Source organism: Collinsella sp. AF39-11AT, from assembly GCF_003474585.1.
In the GTDB taxonomy this organism is placed as follows: Bacteria; Actinomycetota; Coriobacteriia; order Coriobacteriales; family Coriobacteriaceae; genus Collinsella.
This window is the reverse complement of the sequence record NZ_QROG01000015.1, coordinates 14,478-34,737: the sequence shown is the minus strand read 5'-3', so window position 1 is coordinate 34,737 and position 20,260 is coordinate 14,478. Positions and strand designations below refer to the sequence as shown.

24 protein-coding genes are annotated in these 20,260 nt (G+C 59.1%); 10 read left to right on the top strand and 14 right to left on the bottom strand.

Annotated elements, in window-relative coordinates:
- Positions 1–126: 126 nt before the first annotated feature.
- Entirely contained in the window at positions 127–510 is a 384-nt protein-coding gene (locus tag DW037_RS07200) for a heavy-metal-associated domain-containing protein (RefSeq protein WP_117629743.1), read from the bottom strand.
- A gap of 176 nt (positions 511–686) precedes the next feature.
- Between DW037_RS07200 and DW037_RS07195 the strand changes: the two genes are divergently transcribed.
- Both DW037_RS07195 and DW037_RS07190 read left to right on the top strand, forming a co-directional pair.
- Entirely contained in the window at positions 687–1,391 is a 705-nt protein-coding gene (locus DW037_RS07195) for a DUF3793 family protein (protein WP_158551283.1), read from the top strand.
- 46 nt (positions 1,392–1,437) lie between these two features.
- Entirely contained in the window at positions 1,438–1,857 is a 420-nt protein-coding gene (locus DW037_RS07190) for a flavodoxin (RefSeq protein ID WP_118373061.1), read from the top strand.
- A 117-nt stretch (positions 1,858–1,974) separates the two neighbouring features.
- On the opposite strand, the gene DW037_RS07185 is transcribed toward DW037_RS07190, so the two are convergent.
- The 5 genes from DW037_RS07185 to DW037_RS07165 all read right to left on the bottom strand — a co-directional run bounded on the left by DW037_RS07185 (position 1,975) and on the right by DW037_RS07165 (position 7,378).
- Complete coding sequence (locus tag DW037_RS07185) at positions 1,975–2,727, bottom strand: amino acid ABC transporter ATP-binding protein (protein ID WP_118373060.1); 753 nt, start codon at positions 2,725–2,727, stop codon at positions 1,975–1,977.
- A gap of 12 nt (positions 2,728–2,739) precedes the next feature.
- A complete protein-coding gene (locus DW037_RS07180) occupies positions 2,740–4,101 on the bottom strand; it encodes an ABC transporter permease subunit (RefSeq protein WP_233505693.1) in 1,362 nt (453 codons plus the stop codon).
- A 116-nt stretch (positions 4,102–4,217) separates the two neighbouring features.
- The gene (locus DW037_RS07175) at positions 4,218–5,078 is read right to left on the bottom strand and encodes an ABC transporter substrate-binding protein (RefSeq protein ID WP_117629739.1); all 861 of its coding nucleotides are present in this window, start codon (positions 5,076–5,078) and stop codon (positions 4,218–4,220) included.
- 147 nt (positions 5,079–5,225) lie between these two features.
- A complete protein-coding gene (locus DW037_RS07170; protein ID WP_117583894.1) occupies positions 5,226–6,092 on the bottom strand; it encodes a deoxyribonuclease IV in 867 nt (288 codons plus the stop codon).
- A gap of 98 nt (positions 6,093–6,190) precedes the next feature.
- A complete protein-coding gene (locus DW037_RS07165) occupies positions 6,191–7,378 on the bottom strand; it encodes an aldo/keto reductase (RefSeq protein ID WP_117583893.1) in 1,188 nt (395 codons plus the stop codon).
- A 261-nt stretch (positions 7,379–7,639) separates the two neighbouring features.
- Here DW037_RS07165 and DW037_RS07160 point away from each other — a divergent pair, with 261 nt between their 5' ends.
- A complete protein-coding gene (locus tag DW037_RS07160; RefSeq protein WP_233503834.1) occupies positions 7,640–8,554 on the top strand; it encodes a ketopantoate reductase family protein in 915 nt (304 codons plus the stop codon).
- 107 nt (positions 8,555–8,661) lie between these two features.
- On the opposite strand, the gene DW037_RS07155 is transcribed toward DW037_RS07160, so the two are convergent.
- The 3 genes from DW037_RS07155 to DW037_RS07145 all read right to left on the bottom strand — a co-directional run bounded on the left by DW037_RS07155 (position 8,662) and on the right by DW037_RS07145 (position 11,455).
- A complete protein-coding gene (locus DW037_RS07155; RefSeq protein WP_117583891.1) occupies positions 8,662–8,868 on the bottom strand; it encodes a hypothetical protein in 207 nt (68 codons plus the stop codon).
- Between the two features lie 187 nt (positions 8,869–9,055).
- Positions 9,056–9,832 (bottom strand): hypothetical protein, encoded by a 777-nt coding sequence (locus DW037_RS07150; protein WP_117583890.1) that lies wholly within the window; start codon positions 9,830–9,832, stop codon positions 9,056–9,058.
- 312 nt (positions 9,833–10,144) lie between these two features.
- Positions 10,145–11,455, bottom strand: a complete 1,311-nt coding sequence (locus DW037_RS07145; protein WP_117583889.1) for an O-acetylhomoserine aminocarboxypropyltransferase/cysteine synthase family protein — start codon at positions 11,453–11,455, stop codon at positions 10,145–10,147.
- Positions 11,456–11,727: 272 nt separating this feature from the next.
- Here DW037_RS07145 and DW037_RS07140 point away from each other — a divergent pair, with 272 nt between their 5' ends.
- From DW037_RS07140 to DW037_RS07120, 5 genes are all read left to right on the top strand, one after another.
- Positions 11,728–12,630 (top strand): LysR family transcriptional regulator, encoded by a 903-nt coding sequence (locus tag DW037_RS07140; protein WP_117583888.1) that lies wholly within the window; start codon positions 11,728–11,730, stop codon positions 12,628–12,630.
- A 99-nt stretch (positions 12,631–12,729) separates the two neighbouring features.
- Positions 12,730–13,215, top strand: coding sequence for a ribonuclease HI (gene rnhA / locus DW037_RS07135; protein ID WP_117583887.1), 486 nt, complete (start codon positions 12,730–12,732; stop codon positions 13,213–13,215).
- Between the two features lie 73 nt (positions 13,216–13,288).
- Positions 13,289–14,395 carry a Gfo/Idh/MocA family protein gene (locus DW037_RS07130; RefSeq protein WP_117583886.1) on the top strand — a complete coding sequence of 369 codons (1,107 nt, stop codon included), beginning with the start codon at positions 13,289–13,291 and terminating at the stop codon, positions 14,393–14,395.
- A gap of 2 nt (positions 14,396–14,397) precedes the next feature.
- Positions 14,398–14,808: an acylphosphatase gene (locus tag DW037_RS07125; protein WP_117583885.1), complete on the top strand. Its 411-nt coding sequence runs from the start codon at positions 14,398–14,400 to the stop codon at positions 14,806–14,808.
- Positions 14,809–14,869: 61 nt separating this feature from the next.
- Positions 14,870–15,250, top strand: coding sequence for a Fur family transcriptional regulator (locus tag DW037_RS07120; RefSeq protein WP_199408885.1), 381 nt, complete (start codon positions 14,870–14,872; stop codon positions 15,248–15,250).
- Positions 15,251–15,265: 15 nt separating this feature from the next.
- Here DW037_RS07120 and DW037_RS07115 read toward each other — a convergent pair whose 3' ends face one another.
- The 3 genes from DW037_RS07115 to DW037_RS07105 all read right to left on the bottom strand — a co-directional run bounded on the left by DW037_RS07115 (position 15,266) and on the right by DW037_RS07105 (position 17,157).
- Entirely contained in the window at positions 15,266–16,063 is a 798-nt protein-coding gene (locus tag DW037_RS07115; protein ID WP_158551675.1) for an HAD-IIB family hydrolase, read from the bottom strand.
- A gap of 83 nt (positions 16,064–16,146) precedes the next feature.
- Entirely contained in the window at positions 16,147–16,725 is a 579-nt protein-coding gene (locus DW037_RS07110; protein WP_117629737.1) for an urease accessory protein UreE, read from the bottom strand.
- A gap of 3 nt (positions 16,726–16,728) precedes the next feature.
- Positions 16,729–17,157 (bottom strand): peptidylprolyl isomerase, encoded by a 429-nt coding sequence (locus DW037_RS07105; RefSeq protein WP_055286916.1) that lies wholly within the window; start codon positions 17,155–17,157, stop codon positions 16,729–16,731.
- Between the two features lie 120 nt (positions 17,158–17,277).
- Between DW037_RS07105 and DW037_RS07100 the strand changes: the two genes are divergently transcribed.
- Positions 17,278–18,291 carry a dipeptidase gene (locus DW037_RS07100; protein ID WP_117583882.1) on the top strand — a complete coding sequence of 338 codons (1,014 nt, stop codon included), beginning with the start codon at positions 17,278–17,280 and terminating at the stop codon, positions 18,289–18,291.
- Positions 18,292–18,365: 74 nt separating this feature from the next.
- Complete coding sequence (locus DW037_RS07095; RefSeq protein ID WP_158571961.1) at positions 18,366–19,142, top strand: M48 family metallopeptidase; 777 nt, start codon at positions 18,366–18,368, stop codon at positions 19,140–19,142.
- A 6-nt stretch (positions 19,143–19,148) separates the two neighbouring features.
- Here the strand turns inward: DW037_RS07095 and folB are convergent, their stop codons facing one another.
- Positions 19,149–19,634, bottom strand: coding sequence for a dihydroneopterin aldolase (folB, locus tag DW037_RS07090; protein ID WP_117583880.1), 486 nt, complete (start codon positions 19,632–19,634; stop codon positions 19,149–19,151).
- 43 nt (positions 19,635–19,677) lie between these two features.
- On the bottom strand, positions 19,678–20,259 hold the full coding sequence (locus tag DW037_RS07085; RefSeq protein WP_171021502.1) for an HD domain-containing protein: 582 nt from the start codon (positions 20,257–20,259) through the stop codon (positions 19,678–19,680).
- Between the last annotated feature and the right edge of the window lies 1 nt (position 20,260).

The following is a 20,260-nucleotide window of genomic DNA, read 5'->3' as shown; positions in this document are numbered from 1 at the left end:
CGAATTCCGCGCGAACCGTCACCAAACTCCACTTTCTCCACATCCGCGAGTTGTTTTTTGCGCAAATTTTAGGACGTCGATAGCCCCAATGGGGAGGAGGCCGGTACCCATTGGAGAGGGCGGCATCTACATTTTCATAACGAAATAGCCCGCACCTCTCACCGCCGTCTCGAGTGCCTCGCGGTCAATCGGACGCTTCGAACGCACGCGCGCCGTGTGGTCCGCGTACGTTACCGTTGCCCACACACCATTCAGCGCATTGAGGGCATTGGCCACATTCTGAGCGCAGCCATCGCAGCTCATGCCGCCGATGAGCAGCTCATCGCTATAGGGGTAGTGGGACGGATCGGTATCCGCAACCACTACCTTCTTGGCCTTCTTACCGCTCGTGCCATCGCTGCAGCAGCTCTTTCCGTGTGTCGAAGCGACAATACGCCGCAGGCCAAAGAACATGCCGACGACAATCGCGGCAAGCACGATGATATTTGCAGGGTTTAGCAAGTCTTCCATGCGATCCCCTTTCTCCAAACTCTTATACCTATACCCCCATGGGGTGTTCCCATCTTACTCCAAACTCGTGTCGGTTCGGTCAATTAGTTTCCCGCTTCAAACTTTTTTGTTGACCTTGGCTTACTTTCGTGTATAAGTTTTCCTAGGCTAACAACTGAGGACCCGAAAGGAGCATCGTGACTCGAACCATTGACATCCCAACATACCAAACGGCTGTCGTGCGCAACTGCTCCCCTACGCTCGCAGGTATCAAGCCGGCCTCGCTCTTTACCTATCCCGGCGTTTACGCCAACCAAGGCGGAAAACCCGGCGCCGCCCATATCGAAGAGCGACGCTCTCGCCTGCTCGCGGTCATTGCCCAATGCAACCGCGAGCTCCAGCCACTCGGGATCCATATGAGCGTTTTGGTCTGGCGCCCCTGCGGAGCGCTCATCTATGTGTACCGCCCTGCGGACCTCATGCGATACCTCTCCGACCCCCGCGCCACGACGGCGCTTACCGCCGAAGGTTACGATGTCCACAACCTGCCCGCATCCCTGGTGCATCTCGCCGCGCGCATCACGCTGGCAAGCAGCAATGCCGCAGAAAGCGCCTATGACAGCAGCGTCTGCGCACTCGCGCGAAATAGGCACTGCGATACGGGGTGCATGTGCGAGTTCCCCCACGAAATTGGCTATTTTTTGGGCTATCCCTACGAAGATGTCCATCAGTTTATCGTCCAGCACGGCGAAAACTATAAGGTCTTTGGCGCATGGAAGGTATACACAAACGTTGAGCAGGCGCTCACGACCTTCGATTCCTATCGCGCATGCACGCAATACCTTACGTACATCTATCAACAGGGCTGCACCCTGGGACAACTTGTCCAGGCAACCCGATAGAGCATACAAAACGCGGCCGCACACCGCACAACCGAAAGGAAAACATATGAGCAAGATCGCAGTCGTCTACTGGAGTGGTACAGGCAACACCGAGGCCATGGCAAACTTCGTTGCCGAAGGTGCAACCGATGCCGGCACCGAGGCAGAGGTCATCCCCTGCGCCGACTTCTCCGCAGATAAGGCCGCCGACTACGACGCCTTTGCCTTCGGCTGCCCCGCCATGGGCTCCGAGGAACTCGAGTACGATGAGTTCCAGCCGATGTGGGACGAAGTCAAGGAAACCCTCGGTGACAAGAAGGTCGTCCTCTTTGGCTCCTATTCGTGGGCCGAGGGCGAGTGGATGGACAACTGGAAGGCCGACGCCGACGAGGCAGGTGTCAACGTCGTCGATTCCGTCATCTGCTACGACGCTCCCGACGATGAGGGCGAGGCGGCCTGCCGCGCCCTTGGAGCCGAGCTCGCCTAGCGGCAATGAGCTCCGCCCATAACGCGCTCTGCACCAAAACACATTCGCATCCCAACAAAAACGGGAGCCGGATCACATCCGGCTCCCGTTTTCTGTTATGTCAGTCATATAAAGCGGCTACGAGATATTTCCCAAGAACGCCTTGGTGCGCTCGCTCTTGGGGTGGTCGAAGACCTCGCTCGGCGTACCCTCTTCCACGATAACGCCGCCGTCCATAAAGACGACGCGGTCGGCGACGTCGCGGGCAAAGCCCATCTCATGCGTCACGACGATCATGGTCATACCGTCACGTGCAAGATCGCGCATAACGCCAAGAACGTCGCGAACCAGCTCGGGGTCGAGTGCCGACGTGGCCTCGTCAAAGAGCATGACGTGAGGGTTCATCGACAGGGCGCGGGCGATGGCAACGCGCTGCTGCTGGCCACCCGAGAGCTGGCTCGGCATAAAGTCGATGCGCTCGGCAAGACCGACCTTGGTCAGCTCCTCGATAGCGATTTTCTCGGCCTCTTCCTTGCTGCGCTTGAGTACCTTTTGCTGTGCGAGCATGACGTTCTTTTTGACTGACAGGTGCGGGAACAAATTGAACTGCTGGAACACCATACCCAGATGCGTACGTACCTTGTTAAGGTCGACGCCCTTGGCGTAAACGTCCACGCCCTCAACGACGATCGAGCCGCTCGTGGGATGCTCCAGACGATTGATGCAGCGAAGCATCGTCGACTTGCCCGAGCCCGAAGGACCCAGGACTACGACGACCTCGCCCTTGTGCACATCCAGATCGATATCGCGCAGGACCACGTTATCGCCGAAGGCCTTCTGGAGGTTCTTGATGCTGACGACGACCTCGTTCGAGTTATTGGTTTCGCTCATGATAGGACCTCCTTACAGACCGGCGATGTGGTCGGCGGGCGTCGCGACGACCTGTCCAGCGCTCTTGGCGGGACGCTTCTTCTTGGTTTCGGCCGTCCCCAGAAGCCTCGCCTCAAGACCGCTCACCAAGCGAGCAAGCGGCAGGGTGATGACCAGGTAGAACAGGGCGGCAACCACATACGGCGTAATGGAACCCGTCGTGGCCACGATGGTACGGGCGTTCATGACGATCTCGACCACGCCCACGGCCGCGAGCAGCGACGTATCCTTGTAAAGCAGGATGAACTCACTGGTCAGCGTAGGCAGGACATTGCGGAACGTCTGCGGAATCATCACGTAGAGCAGTGTCTGGAAGGCATTCATGCCCAGCGAGCGCGCGGCCTCGTTTTGGCCCTTGGGGATCGACTGAATACCGGCACGGAAGATCTCGCACAGGTAGGCGGACGAGTTCATGGCCATGACGATGACGCCCAGCACATAATCGTCAACCTTGACGCCGGCCAGCGGCAGGCCAAAGAACGCGATGTAGATCTGCAGGAACGCCGGCGTACCGCGGATGATATTCACATAGATGCCGGCAAGGCAACGCAGGATGCGCGACTTGGAGATGCGCATGAGTGACAAGGCAAAGCCAAAGGGAATGGCCAACGGAAATGCCACGAGCACGATCGAGAGCGACATGAGGAAGCCTTTGAATACGATCGGCAGGCTCTGAACCAAAATGACCGGGTTCAGGAACAGGCGAAGGAACATGTTGGAATTCCATGCCTCGACCCACGGCTGCTCCTTAAGGTCGGCCAGGAAGTTATCGAATGCCGTCACGCCCTTAATCTCGACGGAAGGAATCTTGGAGATCTTCTTGGTTGAACCGTCAGCCAACGTGTAGGTGCCGCTAAAAGCCTCGTCGCCGCCCTCGACGGGGAAGGTCACGCCGTAGACCTCGACACGGAAATAGCCGCCGGCCGGAGCCGTCTCGCCAAAATCGATCTTGAGCGTCTGGCCGTCGACCTTGCACGTAGGCTTCATGGGCGTACGGTCCATGAGGTCCTCGCCCGAGAGCATCGTCAATCGCGTGTCATCGGTACCAAACGTCGTGCCGTCGACAAACGTCAGCGATAGACCGCTCAGCTCCTCGTCGGCATCGGCCTGAACTTCCCAGGTAATGCGCGTCTCGGTGCCGCCGACCACAGCGCTGCCCGAACCGGTGTTGGGTCGGGCAGTAATCTTTGCGGTCTCAAGCGCCTGGGCGGTCGTGGGCGCATATGCCCCCGCGCACACCAGCGCGAGCGCCACGGCCATGACGCAGGCTAGCTTTTGGAGCAAGGCGGGCAGTGAAAAACGCTGCTCCGTGGCCCCTTTGTTCAGTCGAGACAAGGTGGCTCCTATCGTAGAAGTTGCCGACAAAACGAGACGGAAACGCTCTCCGTCAAGAGAGGCGCAAAGGCCCTCTCCGCAAAACGGAAAGGGCCCGCGCGCAATCAAGCATTAATTTACTTGATGTTGTACTTAGCCATGAGGGCGTCAACGGTACCGTCGTCGGTCAGGTCCTTGATGGCCTGGTTGATGTCGTCCTTGAGCTTGGTGTTGCCCTGGTTGATGGCGATGGCGTACTCCTCGCCGGTGCTGACCTGCTTGATGGTCTGGCAGGTGTTGAACTGCTCGGCGGTCAGCTGGCTGGCAACGGAGCGGTTGGTGACTACGGCATCGCCCTTATCGGACTGCAGGGCGCTGAAGCACTCGGTGGCGTCCTTGTAGGGAACGATCTTAGCCTTGGGGAAGTTTTCCTGAGCAAAGGCCTCGGCGGTCGATCCAGACTGGACGATGATGGTAGCGTCGGCGTTGTTGAGCTTCTCGCTGTAGTTGTCGGCCGTGATGTCGGTGTTATCGACCTTGGTCACGATAGCCTGATCGTCCATGTAGTAGGAATCGGAGAAAGTGACTTCCTTCTCACGCTCGGGCGTGTCGGTGATAGCCGCGATGGAAACGTCATACTTGGCGCCCGAAGCGACACCCGGAACCAGCGTGTCAAAGTCATTGTTGACGTACTCGACATCCAGGCCCAGCTTGTCGCCGATAGCCTTGATAAGCTCAAGGTCAAAGCCCTGATAATCGCCGTTGTCATCCTTGTACTCAAACGGAGCGTACTCGGCAGAGGTGCCGACGGTCAGCGTACCGTCCTTGACGAGCGCGTACTCCTTGGAGCCGTCGACCTTCTCGACCTTAGCGTCGTCAGAGCTGCTGGAACCGGCATCAGAACCAGAGGTGGCGTTGGACGAGCCGCAGCCCGTCAGTGCGAGGGCGAGTGCCATGGCGCCCGTGGCGGCAAATGCGCCAAGCTTCTTCAGCTTCATAATCAGTCTCCTTCCGGTGACCCCGTTTGATTCAGAGGTCTGCAAAAACTGTTGGATATTATGCGCCCGTTTGGAAGAATCCGCAATTAGAAAACTGATTGAAACAAACCCATAACGTGAATGGAACACTCCACTTTATGACAGTCATTACTGCTGCAATGACCTTAACAGTTTGATTTCAGCCGCATAACCTGCAAGTTCGTTCGGTGTCTCCAAAATGAATGGCAATGCGCGCAAGCGGCCATTCGATACAATATTCTGCATAACCTGCATACCGCCGCCAAACTCCTCGCTGCCAAGGTAGCCCTTGCCGATGCACTCATGACGATCTTTATGGGCACCACTGGGGTTCTTCGAATCGTTGATGTGTACGGCACGCAAGCGGTCGATACCCACCACGCGGTCGAACTCGTCGAGTACGCCGTCCAGATCATGGATGATGTCGTAGCCGGCATCGCTCACATGGCAGGTGTCCAGACACACGCCCAGCTTGTCCGATAGCTCTGGACGCCTGGCGGCAGCACCCTCGATAATGCGCGCCAGCTCTTCAAAGCTACGGCCCACCTCGGTACCCTTTCCCGCCATGGTCTCGAGCAGCACCGTCGTCTGCTGCCCCTCAAACATCACCTGACACAAGGTGTCGACGATCATCTGAATGCCGGCATCAGTCCCCTGCCCCACATGCGCGCCGGGGTGGAAGTTGTAGTAGTTGCCGGGCAGCGCTTCCAGACGCTGCAAGTCCTCGGCCATTGCCTCCAAGGCAAACTCGCGTGCCCGCTCTTTGGCAGAACAGGGGTTGTAGGAATAGGGGGCATGAGCCACAAGCGGGCCAAAGTCGTTTTTCTCCATAAGCTCGCGCAGGGCCGCCACGTCATCCATGTCAAGATCTTTCGCCTTGCCGCCGCGCGGGTTGCGCGTGAAGAATGCAAAGGTGTTGGCGCCAATGGATAGCGCCGTCTCCCCCATCGCCCGATAGCCCTTCGTCGTCGAAAGATGACACCCAATCGTCAGCATCTCCAGCTCCCCCTCATCAGTTGCGGTGAAATAGTTCCTGTCGATGCCCTATTCTGCCGCAAACAGGAACTATTCCACCGCAACTTATAAAAGGGGCATCAGGAACGCGTTTTGCAAAAGGCTTTAAGCGCGGCCGTTACGGGGCCAGGCTGGAAACGTCGGCGCACATCGTCGAGACGCTCAGGAATATCGATGTGCTGCGGGCAGTGACGTGCGCATTTGCCGCATTTGACGCAATTGCTCACCAACTTGGGCTCACTCGTCCGCACCGCGCTCGCCGTAAAATACTGCGACAGGCCCGTAAACCAGCTGTGCGCATAGCTTGCGTTGTAGGCGGCGAAACACCCAGGGATATTGATGCCTTTGGGACACGGCATGCAGTAGCCGCAGCCCGTACAGGGCACGCGATTCGATTTCTCAAACTCTCCCAGCACACGCGCGATGGTATCGAGCTGCTCTGTCGTCATCGAATTCGGCAGTGCGCGATCCGCCAATGCCGCGTTCTCGTCCACCTGCGCGGTATCGGTCATGCCCGAAAGCAGCATCGTGACTTGAGGATGGTTCCACACCCACGAAAGGCCCCAGGCGGCAGGAGTGCGCAAATGCGGGTCAGGGGCGCCATCGAGCACAGCGCGGGCCCGCGGCGGCAGCTTGCCCGCTAAACGCCCGCCCAGCAGCGGCTCCATCACAAACACCGCGAGCCCGCGCTCCGCAGCCGCCATGAGTCCCGCCGTCCCCGCTTGGTAGCGCTCTCCAGCGTAGTTGTACTGGATCTGGCAAAAATCCCAGTCATACGCGTCAAGCATCGTGAGGAAGTCCGCCGCACTGCCGTGATACGAAAAACCTATCTGGCGAATACGCCCCGCAGCCTTTTGGTGCGCAATCCAGTCCTCGATGCCCAACGCCACCACGCGCTCCCACTGGGCGGGCGAGGTGATGTTGTGCATAAGGTAGTAGTCGATATGGTCGGTCCGCAAACGGTGCAGCTGCTCGTCAAAAAAGCGGTCGAAATCCTCCGCACATTTGCACGAAGCGTGCGGCAACTTAGTCGCCAGCAACACCCGGTCACGCAGCCCCAAGCGCTCAAGTGAGGCGCCCACGCACACCTCGTTACCGGGATAAAGATACGCAGTATCCAGATAATTAATCCCCTGTTCCACCGCACGGGAAATGATGGCATCGGCCGTCTTCGCATCGGGGTGTCCCGGCGCACCGGGAAATCTCATGCAGCCCAGACCCAGAGCAGATATTCGGTTACCACTTTTGGGGTCAACGCGGTATTGCACGGCCCCTCCTTTCGCCATCAGCGCCCCGGCAAGACGAAACACAATGGTCACGCGGCCGAAACATCGTGGAATCGCAATCGAGAACGTATCGTAACGCAGCAGAAATCGAGCTGTCACGGCACCGCTTTAACATCAGCAAAAAGCCCGATGAAAGGAGCAACAAACAAATACGGCCATCCGGTGCACGCAGCATGGTCCGGCAGCATACAATCCATCAGGCGCCCCTTACGCGGGCGCCTTTTATATGGGGAGATGATTCGCATGCAGATCAACAAGATCGCCTTTATCGGCAAGGGCGGCGTCGGCCTGCTCTACGGCAGCATGATTGCCAAGGCCCTCGGCAATGACGCCGTCGAATACGTTATGGATGACGCCCGTTTTGAGCGTCACGCAAACGATGCGCTCACCGTCAACGGCAAGCCCTGTGCGCTCAAGTCCGTCCGCGCCAGCAAGGCAACGCCCGCCGATCTGGTCATCCTGACGGTCAAGACCACCGGTCTCGACCAAGCACTCAAGACTATGGAGCGCGTCGTGGGACCCAATACGCTCATCGCCTCGCTGTGCAACGGCATCACGAGCGAGCAAAAGATTGCCGAGCGCTTTGGCTGGGAGCATACCGTTCTTGGTATTTGCCAGGGCATGGACGCTGTGTTTCTCAACGGAGAGCTCACCTTTACCAACACGGGCGAAATCCGCTTTGGCGCGGCGGCCGGTACGGATCCCGCAGCCATCACCGCAATCGACGAGCTCTACACGCGCTGCGGCATCGCACACACCGTCGAGAGCGACATTGCGCACCGCATGTGGGCCAAACTCATGCTCAACGACGGCATCAACCAGACCTGCATGGCCTACGGCGGCACGTACGGAAGCGCCACGGAGCCGGGCTCCGAGCAGCGTCGCTGCCTTGTTTCCGCCATGCGCGAAACGCTTGCGGTCGCCAACGCCGAGGGCGTTGAGCTGACCGAGGCAGACCTGACGCAGATGGTGCACCTCATCGAAGGAATCGATCCCGCCGGCATGCCCTCGATGGCGCAAGACCGCGTCGCGCGGCGCAAAACCGAGGTCGAGGAGTTCGCCGGCACCATCTGCCGTCTGGCGGCCAAGCACGATATCCAGGCACCGCAGAACGAATGGCTCTATCAGCGCATTCGCGATATCGAGGCAAGCTGGTAGCGCCCGACTCACCACGTCAACAGACTCAACAGCAAAGCCGCCGCAAGGGCACTCCCCTTACGGCGGCTTTCATCTTCATCTATAACCAGTAGTCGATGTCCCGACGGTCAGAGCTGCGACTCCGAGGCCTGGCCCTCATCGTCGCGACAAAGGACTACACCCGCACTTCCCAGCAGCGCGGCCGCAATCAGCGCGCCAACCACGATTGGAGCAGCCCCGCATGACCCCTGCATGCCCGCAATGAGCGCGGCCGTAGGACCAAGGCAACCAAGCACCAATGCGACGGCGGCAACGGCGATATCTCGAGCGTTCACAAGACCACTTCCTCCAAGAGAAAGACCTTATTTCTCATGAACTAGTGTGCCCCGCGCCCATATGCGCGGCGTACTGCCACGGTAAGCGCTCTGTTAACTCAAGCACGCACAAAAAACGAACGCCCTTACGTTGCCCAAAGGCTCGGTAAAGACGCCCGCCCGTCATGTCCTATTGGCTTATGGCAGATTACCAGCCAGTGTAGTAGTCGGTGGTTCCGGCAGCGCAGCCGGAGTCATAGACCTTGCACTCGCCCTTGGAACCGGTAAACGTAGAGCCTTGGGCCTTATCGCCCGCGGCAACGACGTAGTAACCATCGGAATCGCGCCAAAAGCCCTCGGAATCCTGCGTCCACTCGCCCGTGCGGTGGTGATACAACACGTTGCTGCTGTAATAAGTCTCGCGGCGGCCGTTATAGTTATTGACGCCGCTCGAGCGCGTCAGACCCGAGCCGTTCGCGTAATACGCAGCAGACGTATAAGACGAGCCGGAGCCGGCGTTGTAATACGAAGCCTGAACGGCCTCAGCGGCCTCGGCTTCGGCTGCGGCAGCCTCGAGCGCCTCGCGCTTGGCATCCTCAAGCGTGGAGCGAAGCTCGTCGAGCTCGGTCGACTTGGCGTCGACTTCCCCCATCGTCAACAGGCTACCCGCACCGTCGATGCAACCCTGCAACACAGCGCGCTCGTCATCGGTAGCATAGTCGCCATACATATTCATAATGATCTGAGCGCGCATCTCCAGGGAATCGCGCTTTGCCCCCATCGAGGCGTTCCACTCCTGCATAGAGCCATAACCGTCGCCGCGGTAGTCGACGGGCTGCACCAGCGTCGCCTCGGACGGCGCAGATCCGACCGTATCGGATAGTGTTGCCGCGTGGGCATCAGTTGCGCCGGCGCCCGCCAAAAGTGCCACGGTCAGAGCGGCGGAAAGGGCGGCGGCTTTCGGTTTTCGTGAATCGATCCTCATGTAGCTGGAAACCTCCGTAGTGCGTTTTTGCTGCGTTTGAGCTGCGTGTGATTTAATCGCGCTGCATAGTACCCCGAGCAAATCGCGACCTGCGGTTTTACTCAAAAGGCGCACGTCAATTGCGTAAAACTCACATCCTCTCAACAGGAGTTTTCCACATCTCGATTGCATAAAGCGTGTCAAAAACCCTGTTTTTGCACCCTCTCTATGCAAAAACGACGCCTGTGCAACCATTGTTCGCACAGGCGCCTTGAGCAGGCATTTTATGCAGTTATACCTATCGAGTCGCAAGGGGTCCTTGCACAAGTCGCCTTACTCGTCCAGCGCGGCAAAGGCCTGCTTCAGATCCCAAATGATATCCTCGGCGTTCTCGGTACCGATGGAAAGACGGATCGTGGAGGGCGTGATGTTCTGCTCGGCGAGCTCCTCGGCAGAGAGCTGGGAGTGCGTGGTGGTAGCCGGGTGCACGACGAGCGACTTGACGTCGGCCACGTTGGCGAGCAGCGAGAACACCTGCAGATGATCGATGAACTTCCATGCAGCCTCCTGGCCACCCTTAATCTCAAAGGTAAAGATCGAAGCACCGCCACGGGGGAAGTACTTCTGATAGAGCTCGTGATCGGGGTGCTCAGGCAGGCTCGGGTGATTCACCTTGGCGACGTGGCTGTCGCCAGCCAGGAACTCAACGACCTTCTTGGTGTTCTCGACATGACGGTCGACGCGCAGCGACAGAGTCTCGGTGCCCTGGAGCAGGACCCAGGCGTTGAACGGGCTGATGCAGGCGCCCTCGTCACGCAGCAGGATAGCGCGGACATAGGTTGCGAAGGCGGTGGGACCGGCAGCCTCGGCAAACGAAACACCATGGTAGGAGGGGTTGGGCTCAGCGATCTGGGCGTACTTGCCACTCGCCTTCCAATCGAAGTTACCGCCGTCGACGATCACACCGCCCAGCGAGGTACCGTGGCCGCCGATGAACTTGGTTGCGGAGTGGACGACGATGTTGGCGCCGTGCTCCAGCGGACGGAACAGATACGGGGTGCCGAAGGTGTTGTCGACGACAACCGGCAGACCGTGCTTCTTGGCAATCTCGGAGATGGCGTCGATGTTGGGGATGTCAGAGTTGGGGTTGCCGAGCGTCTCGAGATAGATGACCGTGGTGCTGTCCTTGATGGCACCCTCAACCTCTTCCAGGTTATGGGCATCGACAAACGTGGTCTCGACGCCAAACTGGGAGAGCGTATGCTCCAGCAGGTTGTAGGAGCCACCGTAGATGGTCTTCTGAGCCACCACGTGGTCACCAGCCTGAGCAAGAGCCTGCAGGGTATAGGTGATGGCAGCAGCGCCGGAGGCGACGGCAAGACCTGCCACGCCGCCCTCGAGCGCGGCGATACGGTCCTCGAAGACGCCCTGGGTGGAGTTGGTCAGACGGCCGTAGATGTTACCGGCGTCGGCAAGACCAAAGCGGTCGGCGGCGTGCTGGGAGTTGCGGAACACATAGCTCGTGGTCTGGTAGATAGGCACGGCACGGGAGTCGGATGCGGGATCGGCACTCTCCTGGCCAACGTGCAGCTGCAGGGTATCGAAACCAAAGGTGTGCTCGGGGTTGTTGATGAACTGGCTCATGATGATCTCCTTGATCGAACGAAAGTAAGTAAAAAGAGAGAAGTAAGTCGCTGTCTCCTGATCACGCCGACGGGCGCAAACAGGAGCCCGGCATTCGTCTTGGTAAGCAATTCATATGCGGGCCTCCTTTCGCGTCCCGATTCCGTAGTCGGCTTAATAACCTACCGCCTTTGTGTGTTTTGAATAGTACGGGCATTGTCTTCCTCGGTCAATCACTAAAAAGCGCTAACTTGTTATCTGTTTTATAGATAACTATCGAAAGGATGGCGTCGATGACCCTTCAGCAGCTTCGTTTTCTGATCGCCGTGGCAGAGTCCGGCTCAATCAACGCCGCAGCTCAGCGCCTCTATACCGCTCAGTCCAACATCTCAAACGCCGTCAAAAGCCTGGAACAGGAACTCCATCTGGAGATCTTTACGCGCTCCAGCCGCGGCGTCACGCTCACCAACGACGGCACCGAGCTTTTGGGCTATGCGCGCCAGGTCGTAGAGCAGGCCGACATGCTCGAGGCACGCTACGAGAACGGCGGCACCCCGCAAGCCCGCCTCGCCATTTCCGCCCAGCACTACGCCTTTTCGGTCGAGGCCTTTGTCAACGTGGTCGAGCGCTGCCGCGACAGCAAGTTCGAGTTCATCATGCGCGAGACCACCACATCGCAGATCATCGATGACGTCCGTGCGTTTCGCAGCGATATCGGCATTCTGTATCTGGATGACTTTAACGCCCGCGTTCTGCAGAAGGCCTTCGCCGATGCCCGCGCAAGCTTCCATCCCCTATTCGACGCGACGGTCCACGTATTCGTCAGCGAACGCCACCCGCTCGCACGCCGCCCTCAGCTGTCCCTTGCCGACCTCGCGCCCTATACGCGCTACAGCTTTGAGCAGGGAACCTCAAACTCCTTCTATTACGCCGAGGAACCTTTTAGCTATATCCCTTGCGACCGCAACATACGAATATCGGACCGCGGAACACTTACCAACTTACTTATCACGTCGAACGGTTACACCCTGTCGACCGGTGTCCTCTCCAATGAAATGCAATGGGGCATGGCATCGATCCCGTTAGCAGACGCCCCAACGATGCACGTTGGCTACATCATGCACGACGAGCGCAAGCCCTCTCTCCTCTTGCAGCAATACCTCGACGAGCTCAACCGCATCATCCATGCCAGCTAACAGTCGGAAGACGGGGCAGAAATCGTAGATTGCTGGCCCCCGGCGGGCATGGCGCTACAATGGTCACTCACATGAAATGCACTCAAAGAAAGGAAACCCGTGAAGGTCATCATCTATACCGACGGCTCGGCCCGATCAAATCCGGGACGCGGCGGCTACGGCGCCGTGCTCAAATACACCAACCCCGCCGGCAAGACCTTTACCTCCGAGCTCTCGCGCGGCTACGCCAAGACCACCAACAACCGCATGGAGCTCATGGCCGTTATCGTGGCGCTCGAGGCACTCAACCGCCCCTGCGAGGTCGAAGTCCATTCCGATTCGCAGTACGTCGTCAACGCCTTTAAGAAGCACTGGATCGACGGCTGGAAAAAGCGCGGGTGGAAAACCGCCAACAAGCAGCCCGTCAAGAACCGCGACCTGTGGGAGCGCCTACTCACCGCCAAAAGCAAGCATAAGGTTGAGTTCATCTGGGTTAAGGGTCACGCCGGCCACGAGCTCAATGAGCGCTGCGATGAGCTCGCCACCACGGCGGCCGACGGCAGCAACCTCGATATCGACACCGGCTTTAACGAGAGCGACCTGTAATAGCGTTTTCGCACAGCTTTATATCCCCACGCGCTACACTCATCCTGTAGACCAAACAACGCAAGGGGGACGTATGCTGCGCATCGCGACCATCGGCACATCCATGATCACCGACGACTTTATCCAAGTCGTCAACGCCAACGACCAAGCCGCGTTTGTGGGCACGCTTTCACGCGATGCCAATCGCGGTGCTGCCTTTACCGCCGAGCGCGATGGCGAGCGAAACTTTATCTCACTCGATGAGCTTGCGGCAGCCGCCGACGTCGACGCCGTCTATATCGGCAGCCCCAACGCACTTCACTACGAGCAGGCCCTTGCCTGCATCGCCGGTGGCAAGCACGTCATCGTCGAGAAGCCCTTCTGCGCCACCGAAGCGCAGGCGCTGGAAGTCTTCCGCGCTGCCGAGGCAGCAGGTGTCGTGGCCCTCGAGGCCATGCGTCCCCTCCACGATCCCGCCTTCCACGCCATCGAGGACGCCCTGGGCGAGATCGCCCCCATCCGCCGCGCCTCATTGCGCTTTGGCAAATATTCCTCGCGCTACAACGAGATTCTCGCGGGACGCGCCACCAATATCTTCGACTGCAATATGGCATCGGGTTCCCTCATGGACATTGGCGTCTATACCGTCGAGCCCATGGTCGAGATCTTTGGCATGCCCTCCGGCCTTACGAGCATGACCACTCTGCTCGATCCCACCACGCGACGGCTCACGCACGGCCCCATCGATGGCTGCGGTTCCATCCTCGCCAGCTACGGCGGCGGCCGTATCTCCGTCGAGCTCGCGCACTCCAAAATTACGAATGACCTGCTGCCCTCGCAGATCGAAGGCGAGCGTGGCACTATCCAGATCGACCATCTGTCCACGCCCCGCAACGTCCGCATCGACTATCGCGGCGACGTCGTACGCGGCTCGGCGACCGAGGCACCGCGCGAACAGGGAGACAACGGCCGCGTGCTCGACCTGCCCAAATCGAGCAACACTATGGAATACGAACTCACAGACTTTATCACCGCCATCGGCGGCATCGATAACGTTAAGGAAGAGATTTGGGAGACCCCGGCGGGACGCCACGAGCTTGGCCACTACCGCGATGTCACACTCGTCTCACTGCGCATCATGGATGCCGTGCGCCAGCAGGCCGGCATAACCTTCCCGGCCGACGCAGGCAAGCAGGCATAGCTATGGGCCTCTTCGATACGTTCTTCTCCAGCGTCACCGGCGGCAGTCGAGAGCCTCAAAAACCATCAAACGTCGAGCTCGAGCTGCGCCGCAGGCTTACTGTGCTCGCAAGCGACGAGGCCACTCAAGACACTCCCCTGCGCTATTTCCTGCGCTGGGCGGGGCAAGTCCAGGGCGTTGGCTTTCGCTTTACCAACACCAACCTCGCGCAGGCACGCGCGCTCACCGGCTGGGTGCGTAACATGGAAGACGGCTCAGTCGAGATGGAGATACAGGGGGCTCCGGCAAATATCCTATCTCATCTCGAGGCGCTTCATGCCTCCTACGAGCGTATGGGAACGCGTTTTCGCCTCGTAGACGCCCAGGCCCGAGCCCCACTTGCCAATGAAGACGGTTTCACGCCTCGTTATTAGTATTGTGTGCTAAATACGGTATCATTTACCTACGACCGTTGATAGAAAAGAGGCGAGGCGCATGGCGGTGCAAAGAAGGAATACCAGGCAGCGAAAGCTGGTTCTTGACGCCGTGCGCCAAAGCTATAACCATCCCACCGCCGACGAAATCTACAACGTCGTGCGCGCGCAGGATGACAAAATCAGCCGCGGCACGGTCTACCGCAACCTCAATCTCTTGGCCGACGCCGGCGAGATTCTCTCCATCAAGACGCCGGGCGGCAGCCGCTTCGATCGCACGATCGAGCCGCATGCGCATATCATCTGCACCTCGTGCAGCCGCGTCATCGACATACCACTCCCCTTCGATGCCCAGCTCGACGCCAAGGCATCCGAGCAAATCGGCTGGCACGTCACGTCGCACTACACCATCTTCGAGGGTCTCTGCCCCGACTGCCGGTAGATGTTTGGGACATGCCTACTCGGCAAGCAGGCGACGCAGTTCTTCTTCGACCGTGTACACATAGCGGACGCGGTCGTTGATGCCACGCATAGAGGGATTGCAGCTCTCCATTAGATAAGGATGGCCCACTACGTTGAGCATGTCGCGGTCGTTCTCGTTATCGCCAAACGCCATCATCTCATCGGGCGAAATACCCAGGGCACGACCGTAATCGGCAAGCGCGGAACCCTTACCCGAATCAAAGCCGATAAAGTCCGTCCATTCGGTTCCCGATGTCATGACATCGACTCGATCGCTAAAGTGGCGCTCAAAATACTCCAGCGCCGCCGGCTGATTCACCTCGGGCGTCTGGAAGGCAATCTTAATGACGTCCTCTTCGATGTCCTCGGGACGGTCGACCACCGCCACATCGCAGTGGACCTCATAGCGCAAATGATCGACGAACGCATCGTTGCCGCTCATGGTGTAGAGGTGCCCCTCACACGAAAGGGTCACGTCGGCATGGGGATATGCAATCACGGCATTCGCGATATCCATAGCAAGGCTACGCTCCATGGAACGCTTGACAACGGCGCGTCCCTCGCTCATCACCAGAGCTCCGTTTTCGCATACATAGGCGAGCTCATCGGCCACCGGGGCAAACAGATAGCGCAAGCTCGCATATTGACGGCCGCTCGCCGGCATAAACACGATACCGCGACGATGCAGCTCATCGATGAGCTCAAAGGCCTCGGAACGCGGCTCGCGCTCCCCCGGATGCAGCAACGTGCCGTCCAAATCGCATGCAATCAGCTTGATTCCTTCAAGACCCATATGCTTTCCCCCACAGCATCTCATCAACAGAAAGACGGACTTTGAATAGTTGCCTCTCAAAGTCCGTCTTACTTATACGCACGTTAACCGCGCGCCTTCTTTACGATCGTAAAGTCTGGAGCCATACTCACAACGGCATCCGCCGCATTCGACGCAAAGCGCCGGTCCGAATCGAGTTCACGGGTAACCACCGAGAGCCGAACGCCCTCGACGCCCCGGAGCATGCGGCCCAAAACAGGCTGCACCGGCGTATACATGCGCACGGTATGCTCGTCCGAATCGCCTCGGAAAAGCGGCGTATGCATATTGCCGATCTCCCAGCACGCATGCGCGAGCGCAATCGGGTCCATGCGGTCAACTTCGACCAAATAAACCTCGGCGCCGCGCAGACGTACGACAACCACCACGGGCACCGCACCCGTATGGTCGATAGCGAGCACGTCACCGTCGGCAAGACGACCGCCGTCGGCAGTATCCAGCCGAACATCGACCGTGCGCCCCAGCTCCGTCACGCCCACAAGCGCGCATACATCAGCCTGGTCCCAATCGAGCAGCAGCTCGTCAACTTCAAAGACGCCGCCCAACTTCCGGCGAAGCAGGAGTTCATAGGACGGATCGTTGAGATTTCCCAAGCATGTCGTCGAAACCAAGCGTTCAGGCATACTCTAACCCTCGACCTCGACGAGCTCGATATCAAAGTTGAGGTCCTTGCCGGCCAGCTCGTGGTTGGCGTCGAGCGTCACGGCCTCGGGCGTTACGTCGATGACCACGGCGGGGACGGGCATACCGCTCGGCGTGGACAGGAAAAGCTTCATGCCCTTCTCGATCTGCTCGATGTTGGGAACCTGTTCGGCCGGGAAGGTAATAACCATCTCGGGATTGTGCTCGCCGTAGGCATCGGCAGCAGGAATGTGCACGGTCTTCTTCTCGCCCACCTGCATGTCGACAACAGCGGCGTCGAAGCCCTTGATCATCTGACCGGCGCCGCAGGTGAACTCCAGCGGCTCGCCGCGATCGTAGGAGCTATCGAACTGCGTGCCGTCGTCGAGCGTGCCGCGATAATGGGTCTTGACCTTCTTGCCCTGGTTGGACATGGTAACCTCCGTGATAAGGGCGGCGCACAACGCGGACCGCCATGAACATATGGCGCTAACTATACCCTAGTCATACAATTCAAAGACAGTTTGCAAAGAAACGCTGCAACCGGAGGAACCATGGCATATCCCGTATTTGACCTACACTGCGACACCGCCGACCGCATCGGCTGGGCCACACTCGATCTCGACCTGCGCTTTACCGCCGGTACCGACGGTTATTTCCCCGGCGACGAAACGCATCCGCAGGATTTCGACCTCATCGAGGGTAACGCCTGCGCCATCTCGCTCGCAAAGATCGGCAACACGCCATGGGCACAGTGCTTCGCCACGTTTGTCCCCGACGAGATTCCCACCGCCCACGCCGCGCGCTTCCAGGCGCAGATCATGGCGCATATGAGCGGCCAGGCAATGCTCAACCACGACAGTATGGTCAACGTGCGCAGCGCCGCAGACATCCGCCCCGCGCTCAAGGACGGCAAGGTCGCTTGCATCCACACCATCGAAAACGCCACGTTCTTTGCCGAGGACCCCGCGCTGATCGAGGTGCTCAAGAGCTTGGGCGTACTCATGTCGTCACTCAGCTGGAACGCGCAGGGGCCGCTCGCAAGCGGACACGATACCCACGCCGACCTCACCGCCGCCGGCATCGAGGCACTTACGCAGATGGAGCACGCCGGCATGGTGCTTGACGTCTCCCACCTCAACGATGAGTGCTTTGACGAGGTTGTCGCCCACGCCACGCGTCCCTTCGTCGCCAGCCACTCCAACTCCCGTGCGGTTTGCGGCGTCAAGCGCAACCTCACCGACGACCAGTTCCGCACCATTCGCGACATGGGCGGTATCGTCGGCCTCAACTACTGCAGCGAGTTCCTTTCCAACGACGCAACCGACAAGACCGCCGCAGACGTCACCTTCGACCAGCTAGCGGCACATATCGAGCACTGGCTCGACCTGGGCGGCGAGGACGTCATCGCGCTCGGCGGCGACTGGGACGGCGCCACTGTGCCCGCTTTCCTCTCCGATGCCAGCATGATGCCCGAGTTCCAGAACATGCTCTCCAAGCACTTTGGCAAGACCGTGATGCAAAAGCTCTGCAGCGACAACGCGCTTGCCTTCTTCGAGCGCTATTAATTTCACATCCCTTGAGCGGGCCGGCATGCCGAACGGTCGACATGCCGGCCCGTCCCCAATCTGAAGGACCGCTTTTGACGCAGCAGTTTACGATTTCCGTATCCCGACCGGATGGGACGCCCATCCCTGTCGTCGTTACCAAAAAGCGCGTCAAGAACTTCAACCTACGCGTCACATCGAGCGGCGAGGTCCACGCCAGCGCACCGCTCGGCGCCAGCCGCGAGCGTATCGAAGCGTTTGTTAAGCGCAACAGCGCCTGGATTATCAGCCGACTTGCCCAGCGTGAGCAGCGTCAGGCGACGGCGCGAGAGCCGCTCAGTCCCTCGTCCATCATTGCACTTTGGGGCAAGCCCATTACGGTACAGGATGCACTCGATCACAACTTTGCATCACCCGCATCGCGACCCAAACAGGCCACCTTCGCAAGTTTTATGGGTACCGATGAGCCAAGTGGGCGCACGCAGGCAAAGCAGCGCACAGCCCTTGACGGCCTAACGCCCAAAGAACTCCAGACCCGCATCGACCAACTCTATGCATCCGAGGTCACCGCAGCGCTACGCGACATCGTGCACGCGTACGAAATCGCAATGGGCGTCACCGTTTCCCGCATTTCCGTACGCAGCATGAAAACGCGTTGGGGCTCATGCACGCCCAAATCCGGCGCCATTCGCATCGGGCGCGAGCTCGCCGCCTACCCCGTCGAATGCCTCGACATGGTTGTCGCCCACGAGCTCGTCCACTTGCTCGAGCCAAGCCACAATCAGCGGTTTCACGCCCTGCTCGACACGCACTGCCCCAACAATAGAGCTCTGTCGCAGCGGCTCAAGCAGCCTCCCGTAGAGACGTATTAGAACCGGTTAGCGCACGCGCTCGATCTCGACACCGCAGCTTGCCAGGGGCAGGCCAACAGGAGCCCACGGCTTATCGAGCTTTATGCGCACACCAAGCAGCGAGGGATAACGGCGCAGCAGCATCTGGGCCGTCCCCTCGGCTGCCGCCTCGATGAGTTTAAACGTATGCTCGCGCAGATAGCCATCGACATCGTGGCACACCGAGCCGTAGTCAATCGAGGCGTCCAAGTCATCGTGCTCCCCCGCTGCGCGCAGGTCGGCATAGAGCACCAAGGACACGATGAACTTCTGACCCAGCGCGTTCTCCTCGGGATACACGCCATGGTTGGCAAAAACCTCTAGGCCGTCAATGACAATACGGTCGGCATGGCGCAAGTCGTCATAGCTCACGTGGGGCACCGCCGTTGCGGTGGATATTTCGCCCCTTCCACGGCGGGCGAGCTCGGCGCCTTCAGTCTTGGTTGCACTCTCGGGCAGCTTCTTGTTACTCATCGCGATCGTCTCCTTCGTTTAGAACCCCGACCGCGCAAACTAACTACACGCGAATCGACAGGTTCTTTTTATCATCGCTCCAGTTGCAAGCATTGCGCGCGGGGCATGCAAAGCAGGCGCGCGACGCTTTGTCGGCTGCATAGAGCAGACGCTCAAGCGGTTGGCTGTTCACGCGCAGCTTTCGATGGCCCAAAATGGCCGTCTTAATGGCTGCGGCATCGGCCGGCTCAAACGCCACATCATCGGGCATGCCGCCGAGAATCGCATCAGCGACGCGTTCGCTTGCAACATCATGGGATATACCCGATTCGTACTGTTCATCTTTGCCGATATCGTGAAGAAGTGCCGTGGCGTAGATGACCTCGCGGTCAAATTCGAGCTGTTCCTCGAGATTCTTGATCCACATAATGCGAGCGACATCGAGCAGATGGTCAATACCGTGGCGGCAGAAAATGCGTCCCGATTCCAACTGCGCAATGTTACCCAGGTGCCGCCGGAACAGCCCGTTGGCACAAATGTAATCAATGCGAGGCATAGCACCAAAAGGGGCCAGGCCCGAAGCCATAAAGCCGCGACGCGACGTCCCCTCATCGGTCTTCGATGTAAAGTCGTTGACGACCCTCATG

What these genes read in the sequence shown, in the direction of transcription:
- DW037_RS07105 (WP_055286916.1), bottom strand. Translation starts at nt 17,157, where the DNA reads ATGTCCAACCAGGGCAAGAAGGTCAAGACCCATTATCGCGGCACGCTC.
- DW037_RS07125 (WP_117583885.1), top strand. Translation starts at nt 14,398, where the DNA reads ATGGGCCTCTTCGATACGTTCTTCTCCAGCGTCACCGGCGGCAGTCGA.
- DW037_RS07150 (WP_117583890.1), bottom strand. Translation starts at nt 9,832, where the DNA reads ATGAGGATCGATTCACGAAAACCGAAAGCCGCCGCCCTTTCCGCCGCT.
- DW037_RS07185 (WP_118373060.1), bottom strand. Translation starts at nt 2,727, where the DNA reads ATGAGCGAAACCAATAACTCGAACGAGGTCGTCGTCAGCATCAAGAAC.
- DW037_RS07160 (WP_233503834.1), top strand. Translation starts at nt 7,640, where the DNA reads ATGCAGATCAACAAGATCGCCTTTATCGGCAAGGGCGGCGTCGGCCTG.
- DW037_RS07170 (WP_117583894.1), bottom strand. Translation starts at nt 6,092, where the DNA reads ATGCTGACGATTGGGTGTCATCTTTCGACGACGAAGGGCTATCGGGCG.
- DW037_RS07115 (WP_158551675.1), bottom strand. Translation starts at nt 16,063, where the DNA reads ATGGGTCTTGAAGGAATCAAGCTGATTGCATGCGATTTGGACGGCACG.
- DW037_RS07175 (WP_117629739.1), bottom strand. Translation starts at nt 5,078, where the DNA reads ATGAAGCTGAAGAAGCTTGGCGCATTTGCCGCCACGGGCGCCATGGCA.
- folB (WP_117583880.1), bottom strand. Translation starts at nt 19,634, where the DNA reads ATGAGTAACAAGAAGCTGCCCGAGAGTGCAACCAAGACTGAAGGCGCC.
- DW037_RS07200 (WP_117629743.1), bottom strand. Translation starts at nt 510, where the DNA reads ATGGAAGACTTGCTAAACCCTGCAAATATCATCGTGCTTGCCGCGATT.
- DW037_RS07130 (WP_117583886.1), top strand. Translation starts at nt 13,289, where the DNA reads ATGCTGCGCATCGCGACCATCGGCACATCCATGATCACCGACGACTTT.
- DW037_RS07110 (WP_117629737.1), bottom strand. Translation starts at nt 16,725, where the DNA reads ATGCCTGAACGCTTGGTTTCGACGACATGCTTGGGAAATCTCAACGAT.
- DW037_RS07140 (WP_117583888.1), top strand. Translation starts at nt 11,728, where the DNA reads ATGACCCTTCAGCAGCTTCGTTTTCTGATCGCCGTGGCAGAGTCCGGC.
- DW037_RS07145 (WP_117583889.1), bottom strand. Translation starts at nt 11,455, where the DNA reads ATGAGCCAGTTCATCAACAACCCCGAGCACACCTTTGGTTTCGATACC.
- DW037_RS07100 (WP_117583882.1), top strand. Translation starts at nt 17,278, where the DNA reads ATGGCATATCCCGTATTTGACCTACACTGCGACACCGCCGACCGCATC.
- DW037_RS07190 (WP_118373061.1), top strand. Translation starts at nt 1,438, where the DNA reads ATGAGCAAGATCGCAGTCGTCTACTGGAGTGGTACAGGCAACACCGAG.
- DW037_RS07085 (WP_171021502.1), bottom strand. Translation starts at nt 20,259, where the DNA reads ATGAGGGTCGTCAACGACTTTACATCGAAGACCGATGAGGGGACGTCG.
- DW037_RS07120 (WP_199408885.1), top strand. Translation starts at nt 14,870, where the DNA reads ATGGCGGTGCAAAGAAGGAATACCAGGCAGCGAAAGCTGGTTCTTGAC.